This is a genomic window from Bacillus sp. MYb56 (assembly GCF_002976445.1).
In the GTDB taxonomy this organism is placed as follows: Bacteria; Bacillota; Bacilli; order Bacillales; family Bacillaceae_G; genus Bacillus_A; species Bacillus_A mycoides.
The window spans coordinates 235,641-257,884 of record NZ_PCOH01000004.1 but is presented as its reverse complement, the minus strand read 5'-3'; the positions used below and the strand labels follow the sequence as shown (position 1 = coordinate 257,884).

Annotated in this window: 18 protein-coding genes; 14 read left to right on the top strand and 4 right to left on the bottom strand. The window is 36.4% G+C overall.

Annotation, left to right across the window (positions count from 1 at the left end):
* Positions 1–76: 76 nt before the first annotated feature.
* On the bottom strand, positions 77–1,267 hold the full coding sequence (gene patB1, locus CQ058_RS08210) for a secondary cell wall polysaccharide O-acetyltransferase PatB1 (RefSeq protein WP_002188485.1): 1,191 nt from the start codon (positions 1,265–1,267) through the stop codon (positions 77–79).
* A 119-nt stretch (positions 1,268–1,386) separates the two neighbouring features.
* Positions 1,387–2,802: an MBOAT family O-acyltransferase gene (locus CQ058_RS08205; RefSeq protein WP_105589606.1), complete on the bottom strand. Its 1,416-nt coding sequence runs from the start codon at positions 2,800–2,802 to the stop codon at positions 1,387–1,389.
* 226 nt (positions 2,803–3,028) lie between these two features.
* On the opposite strand from CQ058_RS08205, the gene CQ058_RS08200 reads away from it, so the two are divergent.
* Both CQ058_RS08200 and CQ058_RS08195 read left to right on the top strand, forming a co-directional pair.
* A complete protein-coding gene (locus CQ058_RS08200) occupies positions 3,029–4,486 on the top strand; it encodes an MBOAT family O-acyltransferase (protein ID WP_002188488.1) in 1,458 nt (485 codons plus the stop codon).
* Positions 4,487–4,495: 9 nt separating this feature from the next.
* Positions 4,496–5,527 carry a hypothetical protein gene (locus tag CQ058_RS08195; RefSeq protein ID WP_105589605.1) on the top strand — a complete coding sequence of 344 codons (1,032 nt, stop codon included), beginning with the start codon at positions 4,496–4,498 and terminating at the stop codon, positions 5,525–5,527.
* A 163-nt stretch (positions 5,528–5,690) separates the two neighbouring features.
* Here the strand turns inward: CQ058_RS08195 and CQ058_RS08190 are convergent, their stop codons facing one another.
* Positions 5,691–7,085, bottom strand: a complete 1,395-nt coding sequence (locus CQ058_RS08190) for an O-antigen ligase family protein (protein ID WP_105589604.1) — start codon at positions 7,083–7,085, stop codon at positions 5,691–5,693.
* 329 nt (positions 7,086–7,414) lie between these two features.
* Between CQ058_RS08190 and CQ058_RS08185 the strand changes: the two genes are divergently transcribed.
* The 6 genes from CQ058_RS08185 (at position 7,415) to CQ058_RS08160 (ending at position 13,256) form a co-directional block, all read left to right on the top strand.
* Entirely contained in the window at positions 7,415–8,203 is a 789-nt protein-coding gene (locus CQ058_RS08185) for an enoyl-CoA hydratase (RefSeq protein WP_002010905.1), read from the top strand.
* Positions 8,204–8,340: 137 nt separating this feature from the next.
* On the top strand, positions 8,341–8,661 hold the full coding sequence (locus CQ058_RS08180) for a hypothetical protein (RefSeq protein ID WP_105589603.1): 321 nt from the start codon (positions 8,341–8,343) through the stop codon (positions 8,659–8,661).
* A 17-nt stretch (positions 8,662–8,678) separates the two neighbouring features.
* Positions 8,679–9,005 (top strand): nucleoside triphosphate pyrophosphohydrolase, encoded by a 327-nt coding sequence (locus tag CQ058_RS08175; RefSeq protein WP_002125566.1) that lies wholly within the window; start codon positions 8,679–8,681, stop codon positions 9,003–9,005.
* Positions 9,006–9,282: 277 nt separating this feature from the next.
* Entirely contained in the window at positions 9,283–10,332 is a 1,050-nt protein-coding gene (locus CQ058_RS08170; protein WP_002064007.1) for a M42 family metallopeptidase, read from the top strand.
* Between the two features lie 220 nt (positions 10,333–10,552).
* Positions 10,553–12,142, top strand: a complete 1,590-nt coding sequence (locus CQ058_RS08165; protein ID WP_105589602.1) for an N-acetylmuramoyl-L-alanine amidase — start codon at positions 10,553–10,555, stop codon at positions 12,140–12,142.
* Positions 12,143–12,302: 160 nt separating this feature from the next.
* A complete protein-coding gene (locus CQ058_RS08160; RefSeq protein ID WP_002188490.1) occupies positions 12,303–13,256 on the top strand; it encodes a TRM11 family SAM-dependent methyltransferase in 954 nt (317 codons plus the stop codon).
* Between the two features lie 153 nt (positions 13,257–13,409).
* On the opposite strand, the gene CQ058_RS08155 is transcribed toward CQ058_RS08160, so the two are convergent.
* Positions 13,410–13,625 (bottom strand): YflJ family protein, encoded by a 216-nt coding sequence (locus CQ058_RS08155; RefSeq protein ID WP_105589601.1) that lies wholly within the window; start codon positions 13,623–13,625, stop codon positions 13,410–13,412.
* A 246-nt stretch (positions 13,626–13,871) separates the two neighbouring features.
* Here CQ058_RS08155 and CQ058_RS08150 point away from each other — a divergent pair, with 246 nt between their 5' ends.
* The 6 genes from CQ058_RS08150 to CQ058_RS08115 all read left to right on the top strand — a co-directional run bounded on the left by CQ058_RS08150 (position 13,872) and on the right by CQ058_RS08115 (position 22,202).
* Positions 13,872–14,225, top strand: coding sequence for a DUF3870 domain-containing protein (locus CQ058_RS08150; RefSeq protein WP_105589600.1), 354 nt, complete (start codon positions 13,872–13,874; stop codon positions 14,223–14,225).
* 528 nt (positions 14,226–14,753) lie between these two features.
* Entirely contained in the window at positions 14,754–15,692 is a 939-nt protein-coding gene (gene glaH / locus CQ058_RS08145) for a glutarate dioxygenase GlaH (RefSeq protein ID WP_105589599.1), read from the top strand.
* 59 nt (positions 15,693–15,751) lie between these two features.
* A complete protein-coding gene (gene lhgO / locus CQ058_RS08140; RefSeq protein ID WP_105589598.1) occupies positions 15,752–16,954 on the top strand; it encodes an L-2-hydroxyglutarate oxidase in 1,203 nt (400 codons plus the stop codon).
* Between the two features lie 309 nt (positions 16,955–17,263).
* Positions 17,264–18,316 (top strand): proline racemase family protein, encoded by a 1,053-nt coding sequence (locus tag CQ058_RS08130; RefSeq protein ID WP_105589597.1) that lies wholly within the window; start codon positions 17,264–17,266, stop codon positions 18,314–18,316.
* A gap of 171 nt (positions 18,317–18,487) precedes the next feature.
* Entirely contained in the window at positions 18,488–19,465 is a 978-nt protein-coding gene (locus CQ058_RS08120) for an ornithine cyclodeaminase family protein (RefSeq protein ID WP_105589596.1), read from the top strand.
* Positions 19,466–19,820: 355 nt separating this feature from the next.
* On the top strand, positions 19,821–22,202 hold the full coding sequence (locus tag CQ058_RS08115; protein ID WP_142396334.1) for an SIR2 family protein: 2,382 nt from the start codon (positions 19,821–19,823) through the stop codon (positions 22,200–22,202).
* Positions 22,203–22,244 lie beyond the last annotated feature (42 nt).

The following is a 22,244-nucleotide window of genomic DNA, read 5'->3' as shown; positions in this document are numbered from 1 at the left end:
AAAACCCCGAATCATGGGGCTTTTTTTAAGTGTCCATGATTCGGGGTACAGTTCATACATGTACAAGAGGCTTCTTTTATTTTTTAAACTTAAACATCTCACCGCTCAAATTCGAATCACTATACACGAACAATACCATGTTAATGTTGTTGTCTTTAATGTATTGATATACATCCTTTTCGTGATAGTGACGAAGGTCAAGGATGGATGTGTGATTGAAGTTTTGTGCTAAATGAGGCACGATTGCGTTTGCGAATGAGTCTTTTAGGACTAGAGCTCGTACATCATTTGGTGCATTGTTATTTTCGATGACGATTTCTGGATAGTCGTTTGCGTAATAGCCTGCGTATGATGTTGTGTCTTTTTGTTTTTCTACGCCATATAGTTCATCTAATGTGCGATATACGGTGCCGTTTACATCTTTGGCGGCTACGCTCGTAAAGTTGAAGCCGTCTTTTGGTGTGTAGTAGCATAGTTTTTCTCCAGTTGCATCGATTAGTTGGTATAGCTGGTTGTTAAAGCTTCCGACTAGATGTTTATTTGGAGCGCACGTACGAGTGTAATCTTCTTTTTTTATTTCTTTTCCTTTATATATAGAAGATTGTTGCGCGATTGTGTTCATTATATATTGATAGCCTAAGAAGGCACCATCCATATTCCAGTGATGGTCTGTTTTGAAGTACATACTTTGTATTTCTTCATTTGTATAGTTTTTCTTAAAGTGTTCCATGAGTTTAATTGGTTTTACGTCCGCTGGAAGTTTATCTAGAAAATAATTTAAATTTTCCTGTGCATATGTGTGAATATGGGAAGGTAATTTAAATGATAATGCATTCGTTTTGGACGGTGGTAAAGCAAAGTAAAACTCAACGTTTTGTTCTTTTAAAAACTGAGATAAATCGTTTATAGCAGGCATGGATTGATCGATTTCAGTATATTTTGTAGTCCATGCTGGGTTTTTTAGAAGCCATTTATCATCAGTTAAAATAATATCGTTAATGAGAGACTTGTCCATATTAATTTGAGCAAGCGTATAGTTTTTAATGAGTTCATCTCTTCCGATTAATTGATCGTTTGTATATGTCTCAAAGTCTTTAAAGAAGCTACCATTTACGACAGCTTCTTTTGTAAGAGCCGGTTTTTGAGCGAGTGGACGATTTTCAACGGGCGAAACTGCTCGGTCAGTTTTGAGAAGCGATAATATGCCGAATGAAAAGATAATGGTGAGAAAACCGATAAATAGGACGATGTTCCCCAATTTTTTCATAATAACGTTTCCTTCCTACATAAAGTGAAACTTTAATCAGTGGGGGGTTGTTCATCCCCACTGATTATTAGTTGAACCAATCGGGCTTTCACGGGCAGCCCGTAAAATAGCGGGATAAGTTAAAACCTGAAATAAATAAATGGATTATATGTTGAATTAACTAAATACATAATCGAAAGCATAAATAATGTTAGTAATAATATAGGACGTACAACTTGCATCGTGAATGTATACGTTTTTGGCGCAAGTTCTAGTATGTTTTTAACTCTCTTTAAAATCGGTGTCGCTGCGATAAAGGCAATGATAAAAATAATAATGTATTCATGTACGTATAACATTGTGTTGTCATCGATGAAAGATTGCCTCTCTATGCCAAACATCGCTTTTAAATATTGGAACGAGTATGCGAAGTTATCAGCTCGGAAGAAGACCCAACCGATCATAACGATGATTAGTACATATGCATGTTGCAGCGGCGTCCATAGTTTATTTAATATTTTCTCGAATCCAGATTTTTCAATCGAGATAATAAAGCCGTAATATAATCCCCAGGCGATAAATGTCCAGCTTGCTCCGTGCCATAAACCAGTTAATCCCCATACGATGAAGAGGTTACGGTAATTTGCTAGTTTGGAAACGCGGTTTCCGCCGAGCGGAATGTATATATAGTCGCGGAACCAAGAACCTAGTGTAATATGCCATCTTCTCCAAAATTCTGAAATGGACTTTGAAATGTATGGATAATCGAAGTTTTTGGGGAAATCAAATCCGAACATTTTTCCAAGTCCAATTGCCATATCCGAGTATCCTGAGAAATCGAAATAGATTTGAAGCGTATAGGCGATAATCCCGATCCAAGCTGTTCCAACGCTTATCTCAGACGGCGGTAAGGCGAAGATTTTATCTGCGACAAATCCGACCTGGTTGGCGATTAATATTTTTTTCGCTAATCCTAAAACGAAAATTTGGATACCTTCTGTAAATCGTTCAAAAGAATGGATGCGCGTTTTAATTTGATCAGCAACGATATTGTAACGAACGATTGGTCCGGCAATAAGCTGCGGGAAAATTGATATATATAGTGCTAAGTTAAGTGGATTCTTTTGAACATCCCCGTCTTTACGATATATGTCGATGACATAGGACATCGCTTGGAATGTATAAAATGAAATCCCAATTGGTAGTGGAATAGGTTCCACCTGGATAGATAAATGTAAAGCGTTGTTTAAAATGTCTGTGAAAAATGAAATATATTTAAAATAAGAAAGTAATAAAATATTTCCGACCACAGCCATAATTAAAAATGTGACTTTCATATTTTTTTGTTTATCATAATGATGCACGAGTAGGCCGAAGCAGTAGTTTAATATAATAGAAAAGAGCATTAAGAGGACGAATCGAGGTTCTCCCCATGCATAGAAAATTAAACTAAATGCAAGTAATACGAAATTACGTAGCTCGGCACGCACTATAAAATAGAAAAATAATACGAGAGGTAAAAAGATAAATAAGAAAACAGAACTACTAAATACCAAAGGACTCTCCTCACTTTTTCAAAAATACATTTCGTGCAAAAAACCGACATTTCTATTATATATTCTTTTAAATAAAAGTGCCTTTAATATTTTATCATGTTAATAATTCGATTAAAATGATTATTATATATAATAGAAGAAAAGGGGAGCGGAATCCTTTTGACACTCACTATTTGGATAAGATAAGATGAATAAGGTGTGATTTGTTTGGAAGGGAAGAGATGGTGTGTTATTTAACTCATTTGAGTTTATTTTTTTATTTTTACCGATAGCATTTCTTTTATATTTTCTATTAAATAAATTTGGACATGCTACATTAGCGAAGGCTTGGCTTGTTGCGGCCTCTTTATTTTTCTATAGTTATTGGAATGTGAAATATTTACCGCTTATGTTAGTGTCACTCATTGTGAACTACTTTATCGGAATGAGGCTCGTAAAACATAAGAGTAAACTTCTTTTAACGGTAGGGTTAATATTTAATATAGGAATGCTTAGTTATTTCAAGTATTATGATTTCTTCTTACAAAATGTGAATTCATTATTTGGAACTCAGTTTACATTATTATCTTTAACGTTACCACTTGCGATTAGTTTCTATACGTTTCAAAAGATTGCATTTTTAGTAGATACGTATCGTGGTGAAACGAAGGCATGTCATTTTCTTGATTACGCATTGTTTGTAACGTTTTTTCCGCAGCTTATTGCAGGGCCGATTGTGCATCATGCGCAAATTATGCCGCAGTTTGCTGACGATAGTAAAAAGCGCTGGCAATCGAAGTATATCGTTCTTGGTATATTTGTATTTGCAGTTGGTATTTTCAAAAAGGTAGGTATTGCAGATGTATTATCTCCCCTTGTACATGAAGGGTTTGATGTGCAGCAATCATTAACATTTGTCGAAGCATGGCTTTCGTCGTTAGCGTTTACGTTCCAATTGTATTTTGATTTTAGTGGATATAGTGATATGGCAATTGGAATCGCTTTAATGTTTAATATTAAATTACCTCAAAACTTTAATTCACCGTATAAAGCAGTGAATATACAAGATTTTTGGCATCGTTGGCATATGACGCTTAGCCAGTTTTTAACGAAGTACGTATACATTTCTCTAGGAGGAAATCGAAAAGGAATTACGCGTACATACGTAAATATTATGATTGTATTTTTAATAAGTGGACTTTGGCACGGAGCTGGTTGGACATTTGTTTTTTGGGGATTCTTGCACGGTTTGGCTTCTGTTATTCATCGCCTATGGAGTAAAGCAGGAGGGCGCATGCCAGCCTTTGCTGGTTGGTTCGTTACGTTTTTCTTCATTAATATAACGTGGGTATTCTTTAGGGCAACATCTATGCATGATGCGGTGAAAGTGTTAAAAGGAATGTTCGGACTAAATGGAATCGAATTAGCAAATAGCGTATTCCCAGCATTTATAATAGAGAAGCTGCAATTTTTAAAAGAGTACGGTGTTTCATTTAGTGAAGGGTACCATGTCTCTTTATTAGATCCAAAAATGGTAGCGTATATTTTCGGAGCGTTATGTATTAGTTTCTTCTTAAAAAATTCAATTCAGTTAAAAGATTCATTCCGTCCGAATGTATGGACTGCTTTATTTACTGCAGTATTGCTCGTATATAGCGTGTTACATTTAACGAGTATTAGTGAGTTTTTATACTTTAATTTCTAGGTGGAGAATATGAAAAACAAACATTGGCTTATTTTCGTTTTTGTATGTGTTTTTGTTCCTCTGGCAGGTGTCGGGATATTTAATAGCTATATAGATTCACTTTGGTTATTCCCGCATAAAAATAAGTGGAATGATGTTCAGTACGGGTTTAACGAGAGACAACAGAAAACAAATTATATAACGTACCGTCCGTTTACATATGATGGAGTTATACTTGGAAGTAGTAGAACGACTTTTATTAACGAGAATGACTTAACCGGGTTAAACGCATTTAATTATGCGGTAAGCAGTACAGATCCGCGTGAGTATGATGCATATATTGAATATGCAAAAGAACAAAAAGGTAGTGGACTCGAGTCTATTGTACTTGGTTTAGATTTCCTTGGAACGAACAAAAATAGGGAAATTGGTTTTGATAAACCAGAAGCGTATATTAATCAGGCGCAAAGTTTATTGTATCCGATTAAATCGTATGTAAGTATGGACGGGATTACTTATTCAAAGAATACAATTGCAAATTCCACCCATCATAGTACGAATCTTGACCGGTACAATCGAGAGAATATAAAATCGATGCGCGATTATACGAAAGAAGAACGTGATGCGCAAATAGCGGCGCAAGTAGATAAGTTTAGTAAAGAGATTTATGGCGGGAATTATGAGTATCAAAATATGAAAGAAATATTAGGAACAGTAAAGGCTCATAATCCGAACACGAAGTTTTATATTTTTACAACGCCTGTTTCAGAGCCTCTGTTCCGTACGATGATTCAATCAGGGCGATGGGAAGATTATAAAAAATGGCTTCATGACGCTGTAGATGTATTTGGAGAAGTGCACCATTTCATGTATCTTAATTCCGTTACAACGAATTTAGATAACTATATGGATGGGCATCATTTCAGACCGGAAGTTGGAAAGTTGATTGCGCATAAAGTTGTAAATGAGGAAGATAGCAACGTCCCGAAAGACTTCGGTATTGTTATTACGAAGGATAATATTGATGAGGTGTTGGAGGAGATTCGGGCGTCTTTTCAATAGGGGAATTTTGAAAAGCTAGATCATAATGTGATCTAGTCTTTTTTTGTAGATTGCTGCTTTATCAAACTTTGTCGGTAAATCGATATCTTCTGTAGAATCATTAATATAATTTCATGTATTACTTTCAAAAGAAAAAGCAGCATCCATTTGGATGCTGCTTTTTTTATTCCGCCTCTAAATCAACAATTAAGTAGGCGAGTATAACAACGAAGAAAATACTAACGGACGGCGCTGTTAATACGTGGCCGGACATAAAGCCGATTCCAAGTGATAGTACAACGGTGCTAGCTAATAGCATATATTTCACAGTTAATATTTTCTTAAAGTTTGTTATGATGCTGAGTAATAATTTAATACCGAAGTAAAGGAATGGTATGAAGTAAATAAGGAAACCGACGATTCCGAATGCAAAGAATAGATCGTGGAAGTCCATTTCGATTAATTTAATTTTAACCGTATAGTTACCAGCATAGCCCATTCCGAATAATTTTTGTGATAGTGGTGCGTCTTTATAGTATTGTTTGTATACTTTTAAAAACTTATCGCGATCACTGTAAATTAAACTTTTGACCTCAGAGTCTGTTAGTTCACCTTTTGCATGTTTTTTCTCTGCGTCAGGATCTTCTTTAATTATTTTTCCTTCTTTTCTATCCTTTTCTTCTTGTACTGATTTTTTGTATTCGTATATTTGCATGTGGATGCCCATATTTTTTGCGATAGGAGTATGCGGTGTAAGGGCAATTAAACCTCCTAGTATAATAGCGGCAACAACTGTATTTACGAGATATGTGAATCCTTTTCCTTCTTTTTTGCGATGAACCATATATTCAATGAATAAGAATAAAAGTGCCACGCCAAGCGTTAGAACAATTGCACCATATCCTACTTTTGTTCCGACCATAATACTTGCATACATCGCAAGTATTGTTGGAATCCAGTAATAGATTTTCGAGAAAGAAGTTGTTTTATGAATCGAATAGAGCACTACGATTGGGAACATAATTGCAAAAATAGAACTTAAATCATTTCCAGCAAAGAACCAACCTCTTGAACCGATCTTTGAGTGAGGGTAGCTTGGGAAATCTGTACCAGTTTGCATTGCAATAATCAGTGTGATGCTTAAAATTAAAGTTGCATATAAGAAATATGTAATGATTTTATGAAATGCATATTCTTTATTTTTTAACTCTTTAAAGACGATAATATATCCAAACAGTAGTACAATTGGATATATGCTCTTTAAAATGAATTTCACTTCTTCGCCAAATGAAACTGGGGATTTAATCATCATATTATTTACAAGACCAATTGCTAGTACGATCCCGAGTAGGCATAAATAGAGAATGTACTTTTTCGCTCCATGTTGATTTCTATGAAGAAGTAGATAACCTAATGCAAGAAGCATAAAGGCGAAACGGACTACGATTCCAACTGTTGCGCTCATGTGTAATACATAGATTGAAAAAGACGTTAATAAATCTAAAATTGGTTGAAACACAATGAATAGCAATAGGAAATGCGGGAAGTAGTTATCCGTTTGTTTCAACTTATTAACCATATATTCCTCCATTTCTTCATTCCTTTAGTTCAATACCCAAGAGATGGGGATAAAAGCCCTATTTACATAATAAGGCGAATGAATTTCAATATTTGTTTTTTTGCATCAAACTTAAGAATACACCATTTCATTGTAATGGTAAATAGATGAAAAGCATTGATAAACCGACTTTAATTTCTATATTTTTTAACGAAATTGTATGTTTTATACGGGGATATATACAAATTATGAGGTTATTAGACAGAAAATTGAGAAAAAAGAAGGATTTTTAACATGCTTTCTATAATTATATAAGTATAATCTTTATGTTGAAAAGAGGGGTATATATAATGGAAGTAACAAGTAAAACAGAATCTGTTGTTGTGAAATATGAAGGGCGCGTAGCAACGGTTATGGTCAATCGTCCAGAGGTTTTAAATGCATTAGATGAACCAACGTTAAAAGAGTTATTACAAAAGTTGAAAGAAGTGGCGGAAAGTTCTGTTCACGTTGTTGTGTTGTGTGGAAGTGGCCGTGGTTTTTCTGCGGGTGGAGATATTAAATCAATGCTTTCAAGTAATGATGAAAGTAAGTTTGAAGGCATCATGAATACAATTTCTGAAATCGTTGTGACGTTATATACGATGCCAAAGCTTGTTATTAGTGCAATTCATGGGCCGACTGCTGGACTTGGATTAAGTATTGCATTAACAGCTGATTATGTCATGGCAGATATATCATCAGTTATTGCGATGAACTTTATTGGAATCGCTTTAATTCCAGATGGTGGCGGCCATTTCTTCCTTCAAAAGCGCGTTGGTGAAAATATGACGAAGAAAATCATTTGGGAAGGGAAGAAATTATCAGCGACAGAAGCGTTAGATATCGGTTTAATTGACGAAGTAATCGGTGAGGATTTCCAAACGGCTGTGAAGCAAAAAATTAATGAATGGTTACAAAAACCAATCAAGGCAATGATTCAAACGAAACAAATTTTATGTGAAGTGAATCGTTCTAATTTAGAACAAACGCTTCAGCTCGAAAAGCGTGGTCAATATGCGATGAGACAAACAGCGGACCATAAAGAAGGTATTGCTGCTTTTCTAGAAAAACGTTTACCAGCATTTAAAGGGGAATAAAGTGAAACTTTAATCCGTGGGGATTTGTTTATCCCCCGCGGATTATTAGTCTTACTGCCCGTTAATTCGAGATAAAGGGAAGAAAGTGCTAACACATTTTAGTATAATTGTGTTAGCACTTTTTTTAGGAGTAATAAATGAAGAAAATTATCGGTGTTATCGTTATTATTTTACTAACATATTATGCTTTGCATAGTACACCACCTCTTGCGGTACGGACTGCATTATTCTTTGAGGGACATCCAACTGTTGCTTTCTCTGGTGAAGTGAAGAAAGAACGGGATGTGAAAAAAGAGGCGATTCCTGATGAGTACCAAACCTTATACGGCGATAAGAAAGAAGAACCAGAGCATTACTTCTTTCCGATAGTAAAGGCGCACGGATCAGGAATTGATATGTTAAGTGCTTGTGTGAAAAAAGAGTGGTTTTTCTATAAAGCAGAGCTTGGGTGTTATTAAAAGTGGGAGGAAAAGTGATGTCAACTTATAACAGGTTAGTAAGAGATCGTGTCCCGGAGAAAATTTTGATGTCTGGAAAAACATATACAGCACAAAAATTAACAGGGCAAGCTTACATACAAGCGTTAGCGAAAATTGGTACAGAAGAAATTCGTGAATTTGCTTCGATGAAAGAGCGTGAACATGCGCTAGATTCACTTGCAGATGCACTTGAAATTATTATTTCATTAGCGCGTGCAGAAGGTGCAACAATGGAAGATGTAGAGCTTATTCGTAAGCAGAAAGAAGAAGAGCGCGGCGGATTTACAAGAGGGATTTATTTGATGGACGTTTCGGAAGAGTAGTTTTATCCCGCTATTTGCGGGCAGTAAGACCCCAAACTCAAAATTCGGCGAATGCGAGGGAGTCGGGCTGCCCGTAAAAGCCCGATTGATGCGGGCTGATTAAAGTTTCACTTTATAGAAAAAGCACAGTGTTAATGGAGATAATGCGGTGCTTTTTTGTCATTGAGATTAGGATGAAATGAATTTTATTATAATTTAGAAAATTAAACTATATGAGTAGAGGTTTTATCGTAATTTCGCTATACTAAATAGTAGAGAAAATGAGGAGGAAACGACAATGGCACATCATACGAAAGAAACGATGGAACTTATTAAGGAGCTTGTCTCTATTCCAAGTCCATCTGGAAACACGGCGAAAATAATTAGTTTTATTGAAAATTATGTAAGTGAGTGGAATGTAGAGACGAAGCGTAATAATAAAGGCGCTCTTATTTTAACGGTTAAAGGAAAGAATGATGAGCAGCATCGTTTATTAACTGCACACGTTGATACGTTAGGTGCGATGGTGAAAGAAATTAAGCCTGACGGTCGTCTTCGTCTATCTATGATTGGTGGATTTCGCTGGAACTCTGTAGAAGGGGAATATTGCGAAATTGAAACGTCAAGCGGTAAGAAATATACAGGTACAATTTTAATGCATCAAACTTCTGTCCATGTGTACAAAGATGCAGGGGAAGCGAAGCGCGATGAGAAAAATATTGAAGTGCGTATTGATGAGCGTGTCTTTTCAGCAGATGCAGTACGTGAGTTAGGAATTGAAGTAGGAGACTTCGTTTCATTTGATCCACGCGTTCAAATTACAGAGAGTGGATACATAAAATCACGTCATTTAGACGATAAAGTAAGTGTAGCAATTCTATTAAAATTGATTAAAAGATTGCAAGATGAAAAGGTAACATTGCCATATACAACACATTTCTTAATTTCTAATAATGAAGAAATTGGATACGGTGGAAACTCAAATATTCCAGAAGAAACGGTAGAATATTTAGCAGTTGATATGGGAGCGTTAGGTGATGGACAAGCATCTGATGAATATACAGTATCCATTTGTGCGAAAGACTCTAGCGGTCCATACCATTACGCTTTACGTAAACATTTAGTTGAACTGGCGAAAGCGAACGCTATTGAATATAAAGTGGATATTTATCCATACTACGGATCAGACGCATCAGCTGCGATTCACGCCGGATTTGATGTGAAACATGCATTAATTGGAGCTGGTATTGATTCTTCTCACGCATTTGAGCGTACGCATGAAAGCTCAATTGCACATACAGAAGCACTTGTTTATGCATATGTGTTATCAGAAATGATAGTAGAATAGTGAGAGGGTGGTTGATTCTATGAATCAACCACTTTTTTGTGTATAAAAAATACTTTAAGTGTATTTTATTTTACAATATTAAGAAAGTAGGTTTACTACAGAATTCTAGTATTATAGAATGATAGAGGCGCACTAATTTTTTTGATTTATTTTTGCTAAAATTTGTATATTAAGATTATGCGTTTTTGAACATTCATTTTCGAGGGGAGTACTATTATTTATGAAGTATCGTGCAGTCGCGGCTGGTATTTTAGCCGCAAGTTTATTATCATCTCCAGTAAGTAGTTTCGCAGCAGCGAAGAAGTTTTCGGATGTTCCTACATGGGCGCAGGAATCGGTTGACTATTTAGTAGGGAAAAAAGCGCTTGATGGGAAACCAGACGGAACTTTTTCTCCATCTGAAGCAGTAGATAAAGGATCAGCTGCAAAAATATTAGCAGTCGTTCTTGGTTTACCAATTGATCCAAAAGCGAAACCATCTTTTAAAGATTCGCAAACTCATTGGGCAGCACCATATATTGCTGCGGTAGAAAAAGCAGGTGTAATTAGTGGAGATGGTACTGGGAAATTCAATCCATCAAGCCAAATTAACCGTGCATCTATGGCATCTATGCTTGTACAAGCATATTCATTAGATAAGAAAATTATTGGAGAACTTCCAACACAGTTTAAAGATTTGGAACCTCATTGGGGTAAGAAACAAGCTAATATTTTAGTAGCTTTAGAGATTTCAATGGGTACAGGAAATGGTTGGAAGCCTGATGGTACTGTAAGTCGTGCTGAAGCAGCTCAGTTCATCGCGATGGCAGATAAAAATAAAACAAATACATCGAAAAGAATGTATATGAATAGAAACTTTATTACATATCATCAAGCATCGTTATCATCTGGTATTACTGACGTTCAACATAAGCCACAAATGATTGAAGTGAAAGAGCAAAGAGCGGACGGTTGGTTGAAGGTTGTAACAAGTAAAGGTGAGAAGTGGACACCATTACAAGAAAAAACAGAGTCTATTAATCAAGAATTCACTACATATCAAGAAGCTTCACATACGTCTACAGTGGCAGGCACACATAAAGCACAACAAGTAACTGTTATTGAAGAAAAAGATAGCTGGATTCGTATCCGTATGGGGGCTGGTTTCCAATGGGTGGATAAAAATCAATTAAACCCAGTGAAGCAAGGTAACTTCCTAGAAGGTAAAGCGATTATTATTGATCCAGGTCATGGTGGAATTGATTCGGGGAACCCTGGTTATTATGAGAAAGAAAGTAAAACCGTATTAGATGTATCATTACGATTACAGAAAATATTTGAGAAAAAGACACCGTTTACTGTGTTATTCACTCGTACAGATGATACACGTCCAGGAACAAGTGGTCCTGATTCTTTAAAAAAACGTGTAGAATTTGCACAACAAAATAATGGAGATATTTTTGTAAGTATCCATGCTAATGGTTCTGACTTGAAAAATGGACAAGGCACAGAAACATTATATTATGATTCAGCACGAGCAAGAGCAACGAATCCAAATGTAGAAGAGAGTCGCTTATTAGCAGAAAAAATTCAAAAACGTCTTGTGAATGCACTTGGAACAAAAGATCGTGGTGCGAAACATCAGGACTTATACGTAACTAGAGAAAATACAATGCCAGCTGTATTAACAGAATTAGCATTTGTAGATAATAAAAGCGATGCTGATAAAATTGCTACACCAGAACAGAGACAAAGTGCAGCAGAAGCTATTTATCAAGGGATTTTAGATTACTACGAAGCAATGGGTAACAACGTATCTTCTTTCCGTTAATAAATAAAAGAGATTGCCATAGGCAGTCTCTTTTTATTTATAAAACAAATTATAAAGGTTTCTCTTTATTTCGGGCATATGATATCATTTAATTTTATATGAAAAAGTATTTGAGTAATTTTGATCATAACAATTTTAAACGATAAAGGATGATAATAGATTGAGTAATCATAGTAAAACACCTGCATGTATATATACGTATGCATTTCGCGAAGAGGAGCGTGCTTTATGTTACTTGGAAATGCGCTCGTTCTTTGGGATGGAGTCTCACGTTAATATTTTAAAAAGTGAAGTCAAGATTGCTCCGAGTAGAAGTCCGTTTATTAAAGAGCGCGTCGAGGTTATGTATGAAGGGGACGACTTAGAAAGCATTTTAAAACAAGTGGAACAAATTGATTTAGCGGGAGCGACATTCAAAGTTATCTTCGTTAAAATCAATGATCTTGGTAAAGAAAATAAAATTGAATATGGAGAAAGACGCCTTATTGAACGAGACCTCGGTATGCATATTGAAGGAGAAGCGGATGTTCGTAATCCAGAGCGTGTATTCGGGATTGTTCCTCTTGGAGGACGCTGGTACTTCGGACACTATGTAGAAAGTGATCCGGTTTGGTATCATCACATAAAAAAACCGCATAGCTATTCGACATCACTGAGCACACGTGTTGCTAGAGCTGTCGCAAATATCGCTGTACCAAACCCAGAGGGAGTACGAGCTATTGACCCGTGCTGCGGTATTGGAACAGTAGTAGTAGAAGCACTTTCTATGGGGATTAACATCGTTGGTAGAGATATAAATCCACTTGTGGTGCTTGGAACGAGAAAAAACATTGCACATTTCGGGTTTGAAGGAACAGTAACAAAAGGTCCAATCGAGGAAATTACTGAGAACTACGATGTTGCAATTATCGATATGCCCTACGACTTATTTACGCATGCAACACCAGAAGACCAGTTCTCCATTCTTTCAAGTGCACGCCGCATTGCAAAAAAGGTAGTCGTTGTCACGATGGAAACAATGGACGACATGATCCATGAAGCAGGATTTGAAATTACAGATCGCTGTATCACAAGAAAAGGATCATTTTCTAGACAAATTCTTGTTTGTGAATAAGAAAGAAAGGTCACCCGTTTGGGTGACCTTTTTTTGGTTTGTATTGATGTGTGATTGGTTGGTGGAATGGAGGGATGATTTGGCGGGATTTGTTGATAAGTCGATATTTTATGTCGAATCGCTGATATATTCAGAGAATCAACCGATATCAAATTACTCTTCTTTCGTTATCTCTTGTTGTGCGATTAATAAATTGCGTAATACGTGTGCGCGGTAACTTTCTAGTTTTCGTCCTTCATGACAGCGAACACCTAATTTTTTTAGCTCAGCTACGTACCAGCCTTTTGTTCCGTAATACATGAGACCACTTCCTTTTTTCTTTTGAACAGTATATGTGCCGGGGCGAGAGAATTTTCTTTTTTTATTCATGAAATTTGCGGAGTTTAATATTGAATATTCAGTTTATTTTTAATATGATTAACTTATTATCGGATGACAGTGATTAGCCTCGCTGTAAGCCCGGATTTATGTTTGAAAATGAAAAGAGTAACTTCTTTCCACTTGAGCTTCTTTAGCAGAAGTACGAGCTATAAGGATAAGGGTAGTAAAATTCAATGCAAATGTGTACATGTACATTGTTTTTCTGGCTCTTAACATAGTAACGGAGGATGAAATATGCGTAAAGGGACATTTTTTATGGCAGGACATTCGAGACTTCCGAAAGGGATGGCTGTTCGCAGTATGTATGAAACATTAACGATTACAATTGAGGCAGATCATAAATATCACGTTATTATTGAAGCGTCATGTACGCTTGCGACAGAGCACGGTAGAGACTTCGTCGCTCAAATGTTGAGAGGGCATAGTTTGCAAGATGGTATTGAAGAAATCGTTCAAGATATTACGGACCATTATCAAGGAAAAGCGCAAAATGCTATCGTCAGTGCGGTGAAAGATTTACATCGCCAATATGTAAGTTATTTAAATGATGAACAGCCCAGGGGAGAGTGCGAGGAAACAACACCATAAAAACTATCTAGTTTACAACCATAAACGAGAGCTAGTTGTATTTCTTTTAAAGAGATACGACTGGCTTATTTTATTGAGGAGGCAAGAACTATGAAAAGGTTAAATGAAGTGTAAGTTGTAAAACAAGAGATGAAAAAAAGAGGGTGCGTAGAAAGTAAGGGGATTTTTAAAATGTATAAAGTATGTAGAGAAAATAATAAAAAACGAATTGACAGTTATAATATTTTGAATTATTATTTAATTAATAAGATCCATATGAGAAATTAGCCTTCTCTATATTCGATCTTGCTTTCCTGTTTTACAAATATTTTCATACAAACTGTCTATTATTATTGTACTTTAAGAGATTAAAGAACACTCGTAATTATGAGCCAGTTGTACGTTTCTACGATTTTATGTCGTGGATACGTATGACTGGCTTTTTCGATGCTAGGGCAGTAAGACCGAATCTCAGCATAAGAAGATAAGGATAACTGTCTGTAAAAAACGTCAATAAGTTCTTCATATTTAAATTAGGGAGGAATTGAAATGTCGATTATTACAGAACAAAATGCAAAGATGAAATTTGCAAAGAAATATGAGGGGTATGAGATTGTTCCTCATCCAGAGCATAAACGTTTATATCATATTAAGCTAAACGAGCAATTGCTTAAGCAGTTTTTTGAAGAGGTAAAAGAGCATTCAGAGCAGTCATTACAATACATTCCTTATTCTCGGTTTAATCTTGCTGATGACATGAGAAAGATTTTTGGGCAATCATTTATGGATAACATTCGCGGCATTGTTCACGACCGTGAAACGGGCGGATTTACAATTGGGGTACAAGGTGAAACGGCAGATCCAGCAGACTACGTGAAATTTGCAACAGCATTAACACATTTAATCGGGGAGCCAAACTTTGATGCAATGACAGGAACGTACTATGCTAGATTTAATGTGAAAGATACGGATAGTAGTGATTCTTACCTTCGTCAAGCGTACCGATTGTTTACACTGCATACAGACGGTACATTCGTTGATGAGCCGACAGATTGGCTGCTTATGATGAAAATTGAAGAGCAAAATGCAGTAGGCGGAGAATCTCGTTTACTACATTTAGATGATTGGGAAGACCTTCAGAAATTTAGAAATCATTCGCTCGCATCTGTTAAGGTTACGTATAAAGCACCACCAAGTAAAAATGCGCAAGAAATCGTCTATCGTGAAACATTTTTTGATGTAAATAACGCACCATGTATTTGCTTTATTGATCAGTTCGCTTATCCAGATAATATTGAACAAGCAAACTATCTGAAAGACTTATCATATTCTGTTGAAAACTCACCAGCAACACATGCATTGAAATTACCAATTGGTGACCTAGTTCTTTTAAACAACTTATTTTGGATGCACGGAAGAGCTGCATTTGAAAAAAATAAAGATTTATATAGAGAACTAATGCGTCAACGTGGTTGTTTTTCTAAATAATATGTACGGCGGGTCTTTCAAGGAGACCTGCCTTTTATACTATTAAGGGGGGAAGTAGGATGTATGACTTTATAATTATTGGCGGAGGAATTGTTGGTCTATCAACTGGGATGGCTTTAACGAAAAAATTCCCTCGTGCGAAAATCGCGATCATTGAAAAAGAAAAGGAACTTGCACATCATCAAACTGGACATAATAGCGGAGTAATTCACTCTGGGATTTACTATAAACCAGGGAGTTATAAAGCAAAGTTTGCTAAAGAAGGAAACGCAGCTATGGTTCAATTTTGTAAAGAAAATGACATCGCTTATGACATGTGCGGGAAAGTAATTGTCGCTACAGAAAAGGACGAACTTCCTCTTTTACATAACTTATATGAAAGAGGCTTACAAAACGATTTACATATTTCAAAAATAGATAAGGAAGAATTAGCTGAAATTGAACCTCATGTAAAGGGACTTGGCGCAATCAGTGTTCCATCTTGCGGGATTGCTGATTATAAAGGCGTAAGTTATGCATTTGCTCGCTTAATTCAGGAAAGTGGGGGAGAAGTACATTTAGGAACAGCGGCGGAGCGTATTACTGAGAAGAAAGACGCTGTAACAATTGAGACGAATCAAGGTGTATTTAAAACGAAATTTCTCATTAATTGCGCCGGCTTACATAGTGACCGTATTGCGAAAAAGACAGGCATATTAACGGATATGAAAATTGTTCCGTTTCGTGGTGAATATTACGAACTTGTCCCAGAAAAACGCCATCTCGTAAAACATTTAATCTACCCAGTTCCAAATCCAGAATTCCCATTTCTAGGTGTTCATTTCACAAGAATGATAAACGGAGACGTACATGCAGGACCGAATGCAGTATTAAGCTTCAAACGCGAAGGCTATACGAAAACGGACTTTGATATTAAAGACTTCATGGAAACAATGACATACGCAGGCTTTTGGAAAATGGCGATGCCAAATATGAAAGAAGGCATAAAAGAAATGGTGCGCTCATTTAGTAAACAATCATTCCTAAAAAGCTTACAGCGCTTAATACCAGAACTTACAGAGAAAGATATCATGCCAACCCATGCAGGTGTAAGGGCACAAGCCATTTTATCAAACGGAAATATGGTTGATGACTTCTGCATTATCCCTGGCATCAATTCCCTACATATTTGCAATGCACCGTCTCCGGCTGCAACGGCTAGTATAAAGATTGGTGAGGAGATTGTAAGGCAAGTGCCGGATGTGGTGGCGGTTAGGGTTTGATGGGTCCCCTGAGGTTTTTGGGGGATTTTTTTAGGTTTGGATGCCCGGGCGGGGCTGGTTGTAGCTTAATGGCCGCTAACTGTCTACTGTATAAAAAAGTAGACAGTAGTGTATGCTTTTTTAAAAAATGTATACAGATTTATCCCGCTATTTGTGGGCAGTAAGACCCCCACTTCAAAATTCAGCGAAAGCAAAGGATCTAGGTGTGGGTCGGGCTGCCCGTAAAAGCCCGATTGGTGTGGGCTAATAATCAGTGGGGGATGAAGCCCCCCACTGATTAAAGTTTCACTTTATACTCTATGCGTTGGCATGATACTTGCAATGAAAATAGTATTAACATATAGGGGAGAGATAGAAATGAAGGTTAGTAAAATATACACAACAATTGATGCTCACGTAGCTGGGGAGCCGCTTCGAATTATTACGGGCGGAGTGCCAGAGATAAAGGGAGAAACGCAATTAGAAAGACGCGCATACTGCATGGAACATTTGGATCATCTTCGCGAGGTTCTTATGTATGAACCGAGAGGACATCACGGCATGTACGGTTGTATCATCACTCCGCCCGCAAGTCCTCATGCTGATTTTGGCGTATTATTTATGCACAATGAAGGCTGGAGTACGATGTGTGGTCACGGAATTATCGCTGTTATTACAGTTGGAATTGAAACAGGTATGTTTGAAGTGACAGGTGAAAAACAAAAATTTATTATTGATAGCCCTGCTGGGGAAGTCATTGCGTACGCAACATTTAACGGGAGCGAAGTAGAGTCAGTATCATTTGAAAACGTTCCTTCGTTCGTATACAAAAAAGACGTTCCTATCAAAATAGATGACTATGAATTTCAAGTAGATATCGCGTTTGGCGGAGCATTCTACGCTGTAGTGGATAGTAAAGAGTTTGGTTTGAAAGTCGATTTTAAAGATTTAGCTGCAATTCAAACGTGGGGCGGTAAAATTAAACACTACATTGAAAGTCAAATGGAAGTAAAACATCCACTTGAAGAAGATTTAAAAGGAATATACGGAGTTATTTTCTCAGATGAACCGAAAGGAAAAGACGCTACTTTACGAAATGTAACGATCTTTGCTGACGGGCAAGTAGACCGTTCCCCTTGCGGTACAGGAACATCCGCAAGAATCGCAACTCTTTTTGAAAAAGATGCCTTACAAAAAAGAGAGATGTTCATCCACGAATGCATTACTGACGGCCAATTTGAGGGAGAAGTATTGTCGGTAACAGAGGTAGATACATATGAAGCTGTCGTTCCGAAAGTAACGGGGAATGCATTTATTACAGGATTCCATCAGTTTGTTGTAGATCCGAGAGATGATTTGAATCGGGGATTTTTGTTAGGATAAAGTGAAACTTTAATCAGCGGGGGTTTTGTCCATTCCCACTGATTATTAGCCCGCACCAATCGGGCGTTTATGGGCAGTTGATCTCCCGCCTAACTTCTTTGCTCAAGCTGAATTTTGAGGTGGGAGTCTTACTGCCCGTTAATGCGGGATAAAAGGAGGAGGTGAAAGAATATGCTAGTCATAAGCGCAAACGAACAAAGAAACTTAGTAAATATGAACGAAGTCATTGAATACGCGGCGCTTGCTTTAAAAGAATTTTCCGCAGAAAGAACGATCACACCAATTCGCGGCTCATTACCATTTGCGAACGGGCAAAATACTACGTTAATTATGCCTTCAGTAGCGGAAGGACTCGAAGCGCTCGGTTTAAAAGTAGTAACGGTAGCTCCGCATAATAAAAAGATAGGAAAGAAAACAATAAACGGGATCGTTATGCTATCAGACTTTCAAACGGGAGAACCGCTCGCACTTTTAGAAGGATCGTACTTAACGATGATTCGAACAGGCGCCTTATCAGGAGTAGCGACAAAACATTTAGCTCGTCATAACGCAAAAATCTTATGCATTATCGGAACAGGTGAACAAGCGAAAGGAATTGCAGAAGCTGTACTCGCCGTTAGGGACATCGAAAAAATCAATTTATACAACCGAACGGAAGAAAAAGCATATGTATTCGCACAATATATACAAGAAAAATTCAACAAACCAGCTTACGTCTACAGAGATCCAAATGAAGCAATAGGCGAAGCAGACATCATCGTCACAACAACGAACGCATCCACACCAGTCTTCTCAGAAAAACTACAAAAAGGCGTCCACATAAACGCCGTCGGTTCATTCAGACCAAGCATGCAAGAACTACCATCTCACGCCATCACAAGCGCAAACAAAGTAGTAGTCGAATCAAAAGAAGCAGCATTAGAAGAAACGGGTGACCTTCAAGTTCCGATAAAAGAAGGATTATTTGAAGCGAGCGACATCCACGCCGAACTTGGCCAAATTATAAGCGGAGAAAAAGCTGGTAGAGAGAACGATGAAGAGATTACTATTTTTAAATCGGTTGGTTTGGCGGTAGTGGATATCGTCGTTGCGAAGTATTTGTATGAGAAGGCGGTGGAGCAGGGAGTTGGGAATAGGATTGAGTTTTGAGAGACTGCCTTTTGGTGGTCTTTTTAATTTTGGGGGATAAGTTACTTTATTTGGCGATTTATATATTTTTGTACATGAAAGTGTATTGGGGGTGTGGTGTTCTTTTGGTTTATAATGCGTGTATGTATTTCAAATGTGATGTGTAGTGTTTGCGAATGTTATAGTTTTTCTATGAAATATTTCCCAACACATTATATAATAGACCTTATATTAGGTAATAAGGAAAGGGGCATATATGACTATTCGGAAGATACATATAGATGAAGCTGTTTGAGAAATAGTTTTTGCAACCACTGAAAAGGAAAATCCTTTTTTCTTTATTGTAGGTGCAGGTATATCATCGGGCTCTGTGCCTGTGGCAAGTGAGATAATTACTAGATGTAAGAATAAATTAAATGTTAAAGATGGAGAAATTAATGTACTCAGAGGGGATAGTGCGGAAGAGTATTCCCAATGGTTGCAACAAGCATTTCCGCATTCAATTTCACGACAGAATTTTTTTAGAAATCTGATTGAAAATAAGCAAATTACAACTGCTAATTTTAAACTAGCTCATCTTCTGTCTGCGGGAAATTTAGCTAATATTGTAGTCACACCGAATTTTGATGATTTTTTATCTAGGGCTTTGACGTTATTTAACATAAAACATATTGTGTGTGATCACCCAGGTACGTCATTTAAAATCAATGTGGAACGAAGCGACATTCAGATAGTGCATGTACATGGCACTTACTTGTCTTATGATTGCTGTAATTTAACAAGTGAAATCAATGAGAGAAATCAAATATCGAACATTACGAATCGAACTATGGCATCTTTATTTGATAGGATAGCTGATACAAGGTCTCCAATTATTATTGGCTATAGTGGATGGGAAAATGATGTTGTTATGACATCTTTAAAGAAGAGATTGGAGATGCGTTTGCCATACAATCTTTATTGGTTTTGCTATAGTCATGATGCTTATAAAAATTTACCAGATTGGCTTGTGCATCACAATGATGTTGTGTTTGTTGTACCGAGTGAAAGGCGAAATGAGGACGCTTCCTTTACAGAACAATTACAAAAAAATAAAGTTCTAGATGCTAATATCGTTTTAGATAAAATAATAAGCGGACTAGATTTACCGGAGCCAGAAATTACTAGTGATCCAATAAATTTCTTTATAAAATTTATTGGTGGAAATGATTCAGTATCTAATGATTCAGTATCTAATGATGCATTTTTTCTTAATCATGTCGTAGAGAAGTTAAAGAAGCTAAGGGAGAATGAAGGCAAAGACCCTGATGAGACAGAAGATTATAATTTTTTCCAAACAACTAGACAATTTGTTCGTAGATCTCAGTATGATAAAGCATTAAAACTCTTGGATTCGATAAATATCAATAATTTAGACGAAAGACATAGAACTGAATTATTGCAAGTGCTTGCTACAATAATTTTTAACGTAGATACTGAAGACGATGAAAAGAAACAAGAAGCACTTTATGCACATGAACTTTTTGAAGAAACGATAAAATGCATAAAAAGTGAAAAAATAGAAGAGATAAAAAAGCATGCTGCTCCAATGTATATGTTAAAAGCCCAGTTATATCAAGATTTAGGTGAATTAGAAAAAGGTTTGGAAATTATTAATGAAGTATTAGAGAGAATTGATTTTTCCGCTGATGATTCTCGAAATGTTAAGAAATATTGGCATGCATATTCCCTTAAAGGGGAATTGCTTCTGGATTTAGGTAAGCCTTTAGAATCTATAGCTAGCTATAGTGAGTTAATCAGTATATTGGAAAAAATGGATATTTTAGAAGATGAACAGATTATGTGGAGCTCTTTATTGACGATAGGGATGATCTATGAGGAGGAATTACAAGATTTTCCTAACGCGGAAAAACTCTATACAAAATTGCTTGATTTAGATGAGAAATTGGATGAAAAAACATATGCCATAAGTTTATTCAAAAAAATTGGGGTTAATTTACAAAGAGAAGATTTCCTTAATGCTTTGAGTTTGCTAGAGCAATTTGAAAGCAAATTTATAGATACAAGGGAAACTCTGATAAAAAGGTTACTTGTTTCTTCTTTAGATAATAAATTAAAATTAGTTATAGCAAATGATGTTAGTGGTCCAGAAGTCATAGATACATGTAATAAAATAATTACGGTTTGTGCTGATATAGAGGAAAAAGAGGATTTTGATGAAATAGTATGTAATGCACAAATTAAAAAAGCTTTTATGTTGTATGACAAACACGATTATACAGGAGCCGCTAGTTGCTTTATAGACGCATTTGAATTGGGAAGTGACATAGCTGGTATAAATCTTGTTTATATGATTAGAAGGGGAGAATTTGATTATACTGTTGGGAAATACACTGTGGAAGAATTGCTAAAAAGAGGACTTGAAAACGAGGATGTATTTGCAATCATTAATCAGGCTCTGTATTTAGTTCAAAATAAATGGGATTTAGATTATTGGTTAAGAGCTGATACTTTAATAAGAGAAATGTCTGAATTGGCTTCTGATGAAATAGAGCGTGCTTTAGATTGGTGGATAAATTTAGCCGGTTTAAATGATGTAGAAGGTGATTTAGTAATTGGATGGCTATTACGACATCAATTAATAGAAGACCCTAAAGGGCTTACTTTAAGAGAGAGACTAGATAAAGCCAAAATTAATTGGTTTGTACAGGATTTTATGTATAATAAAGAGGAAAGTATGTTGAAAACGTTAAAATGAGATTAGAAAGTTAATTTTTAGTCATAAATATTGTTGATTTTA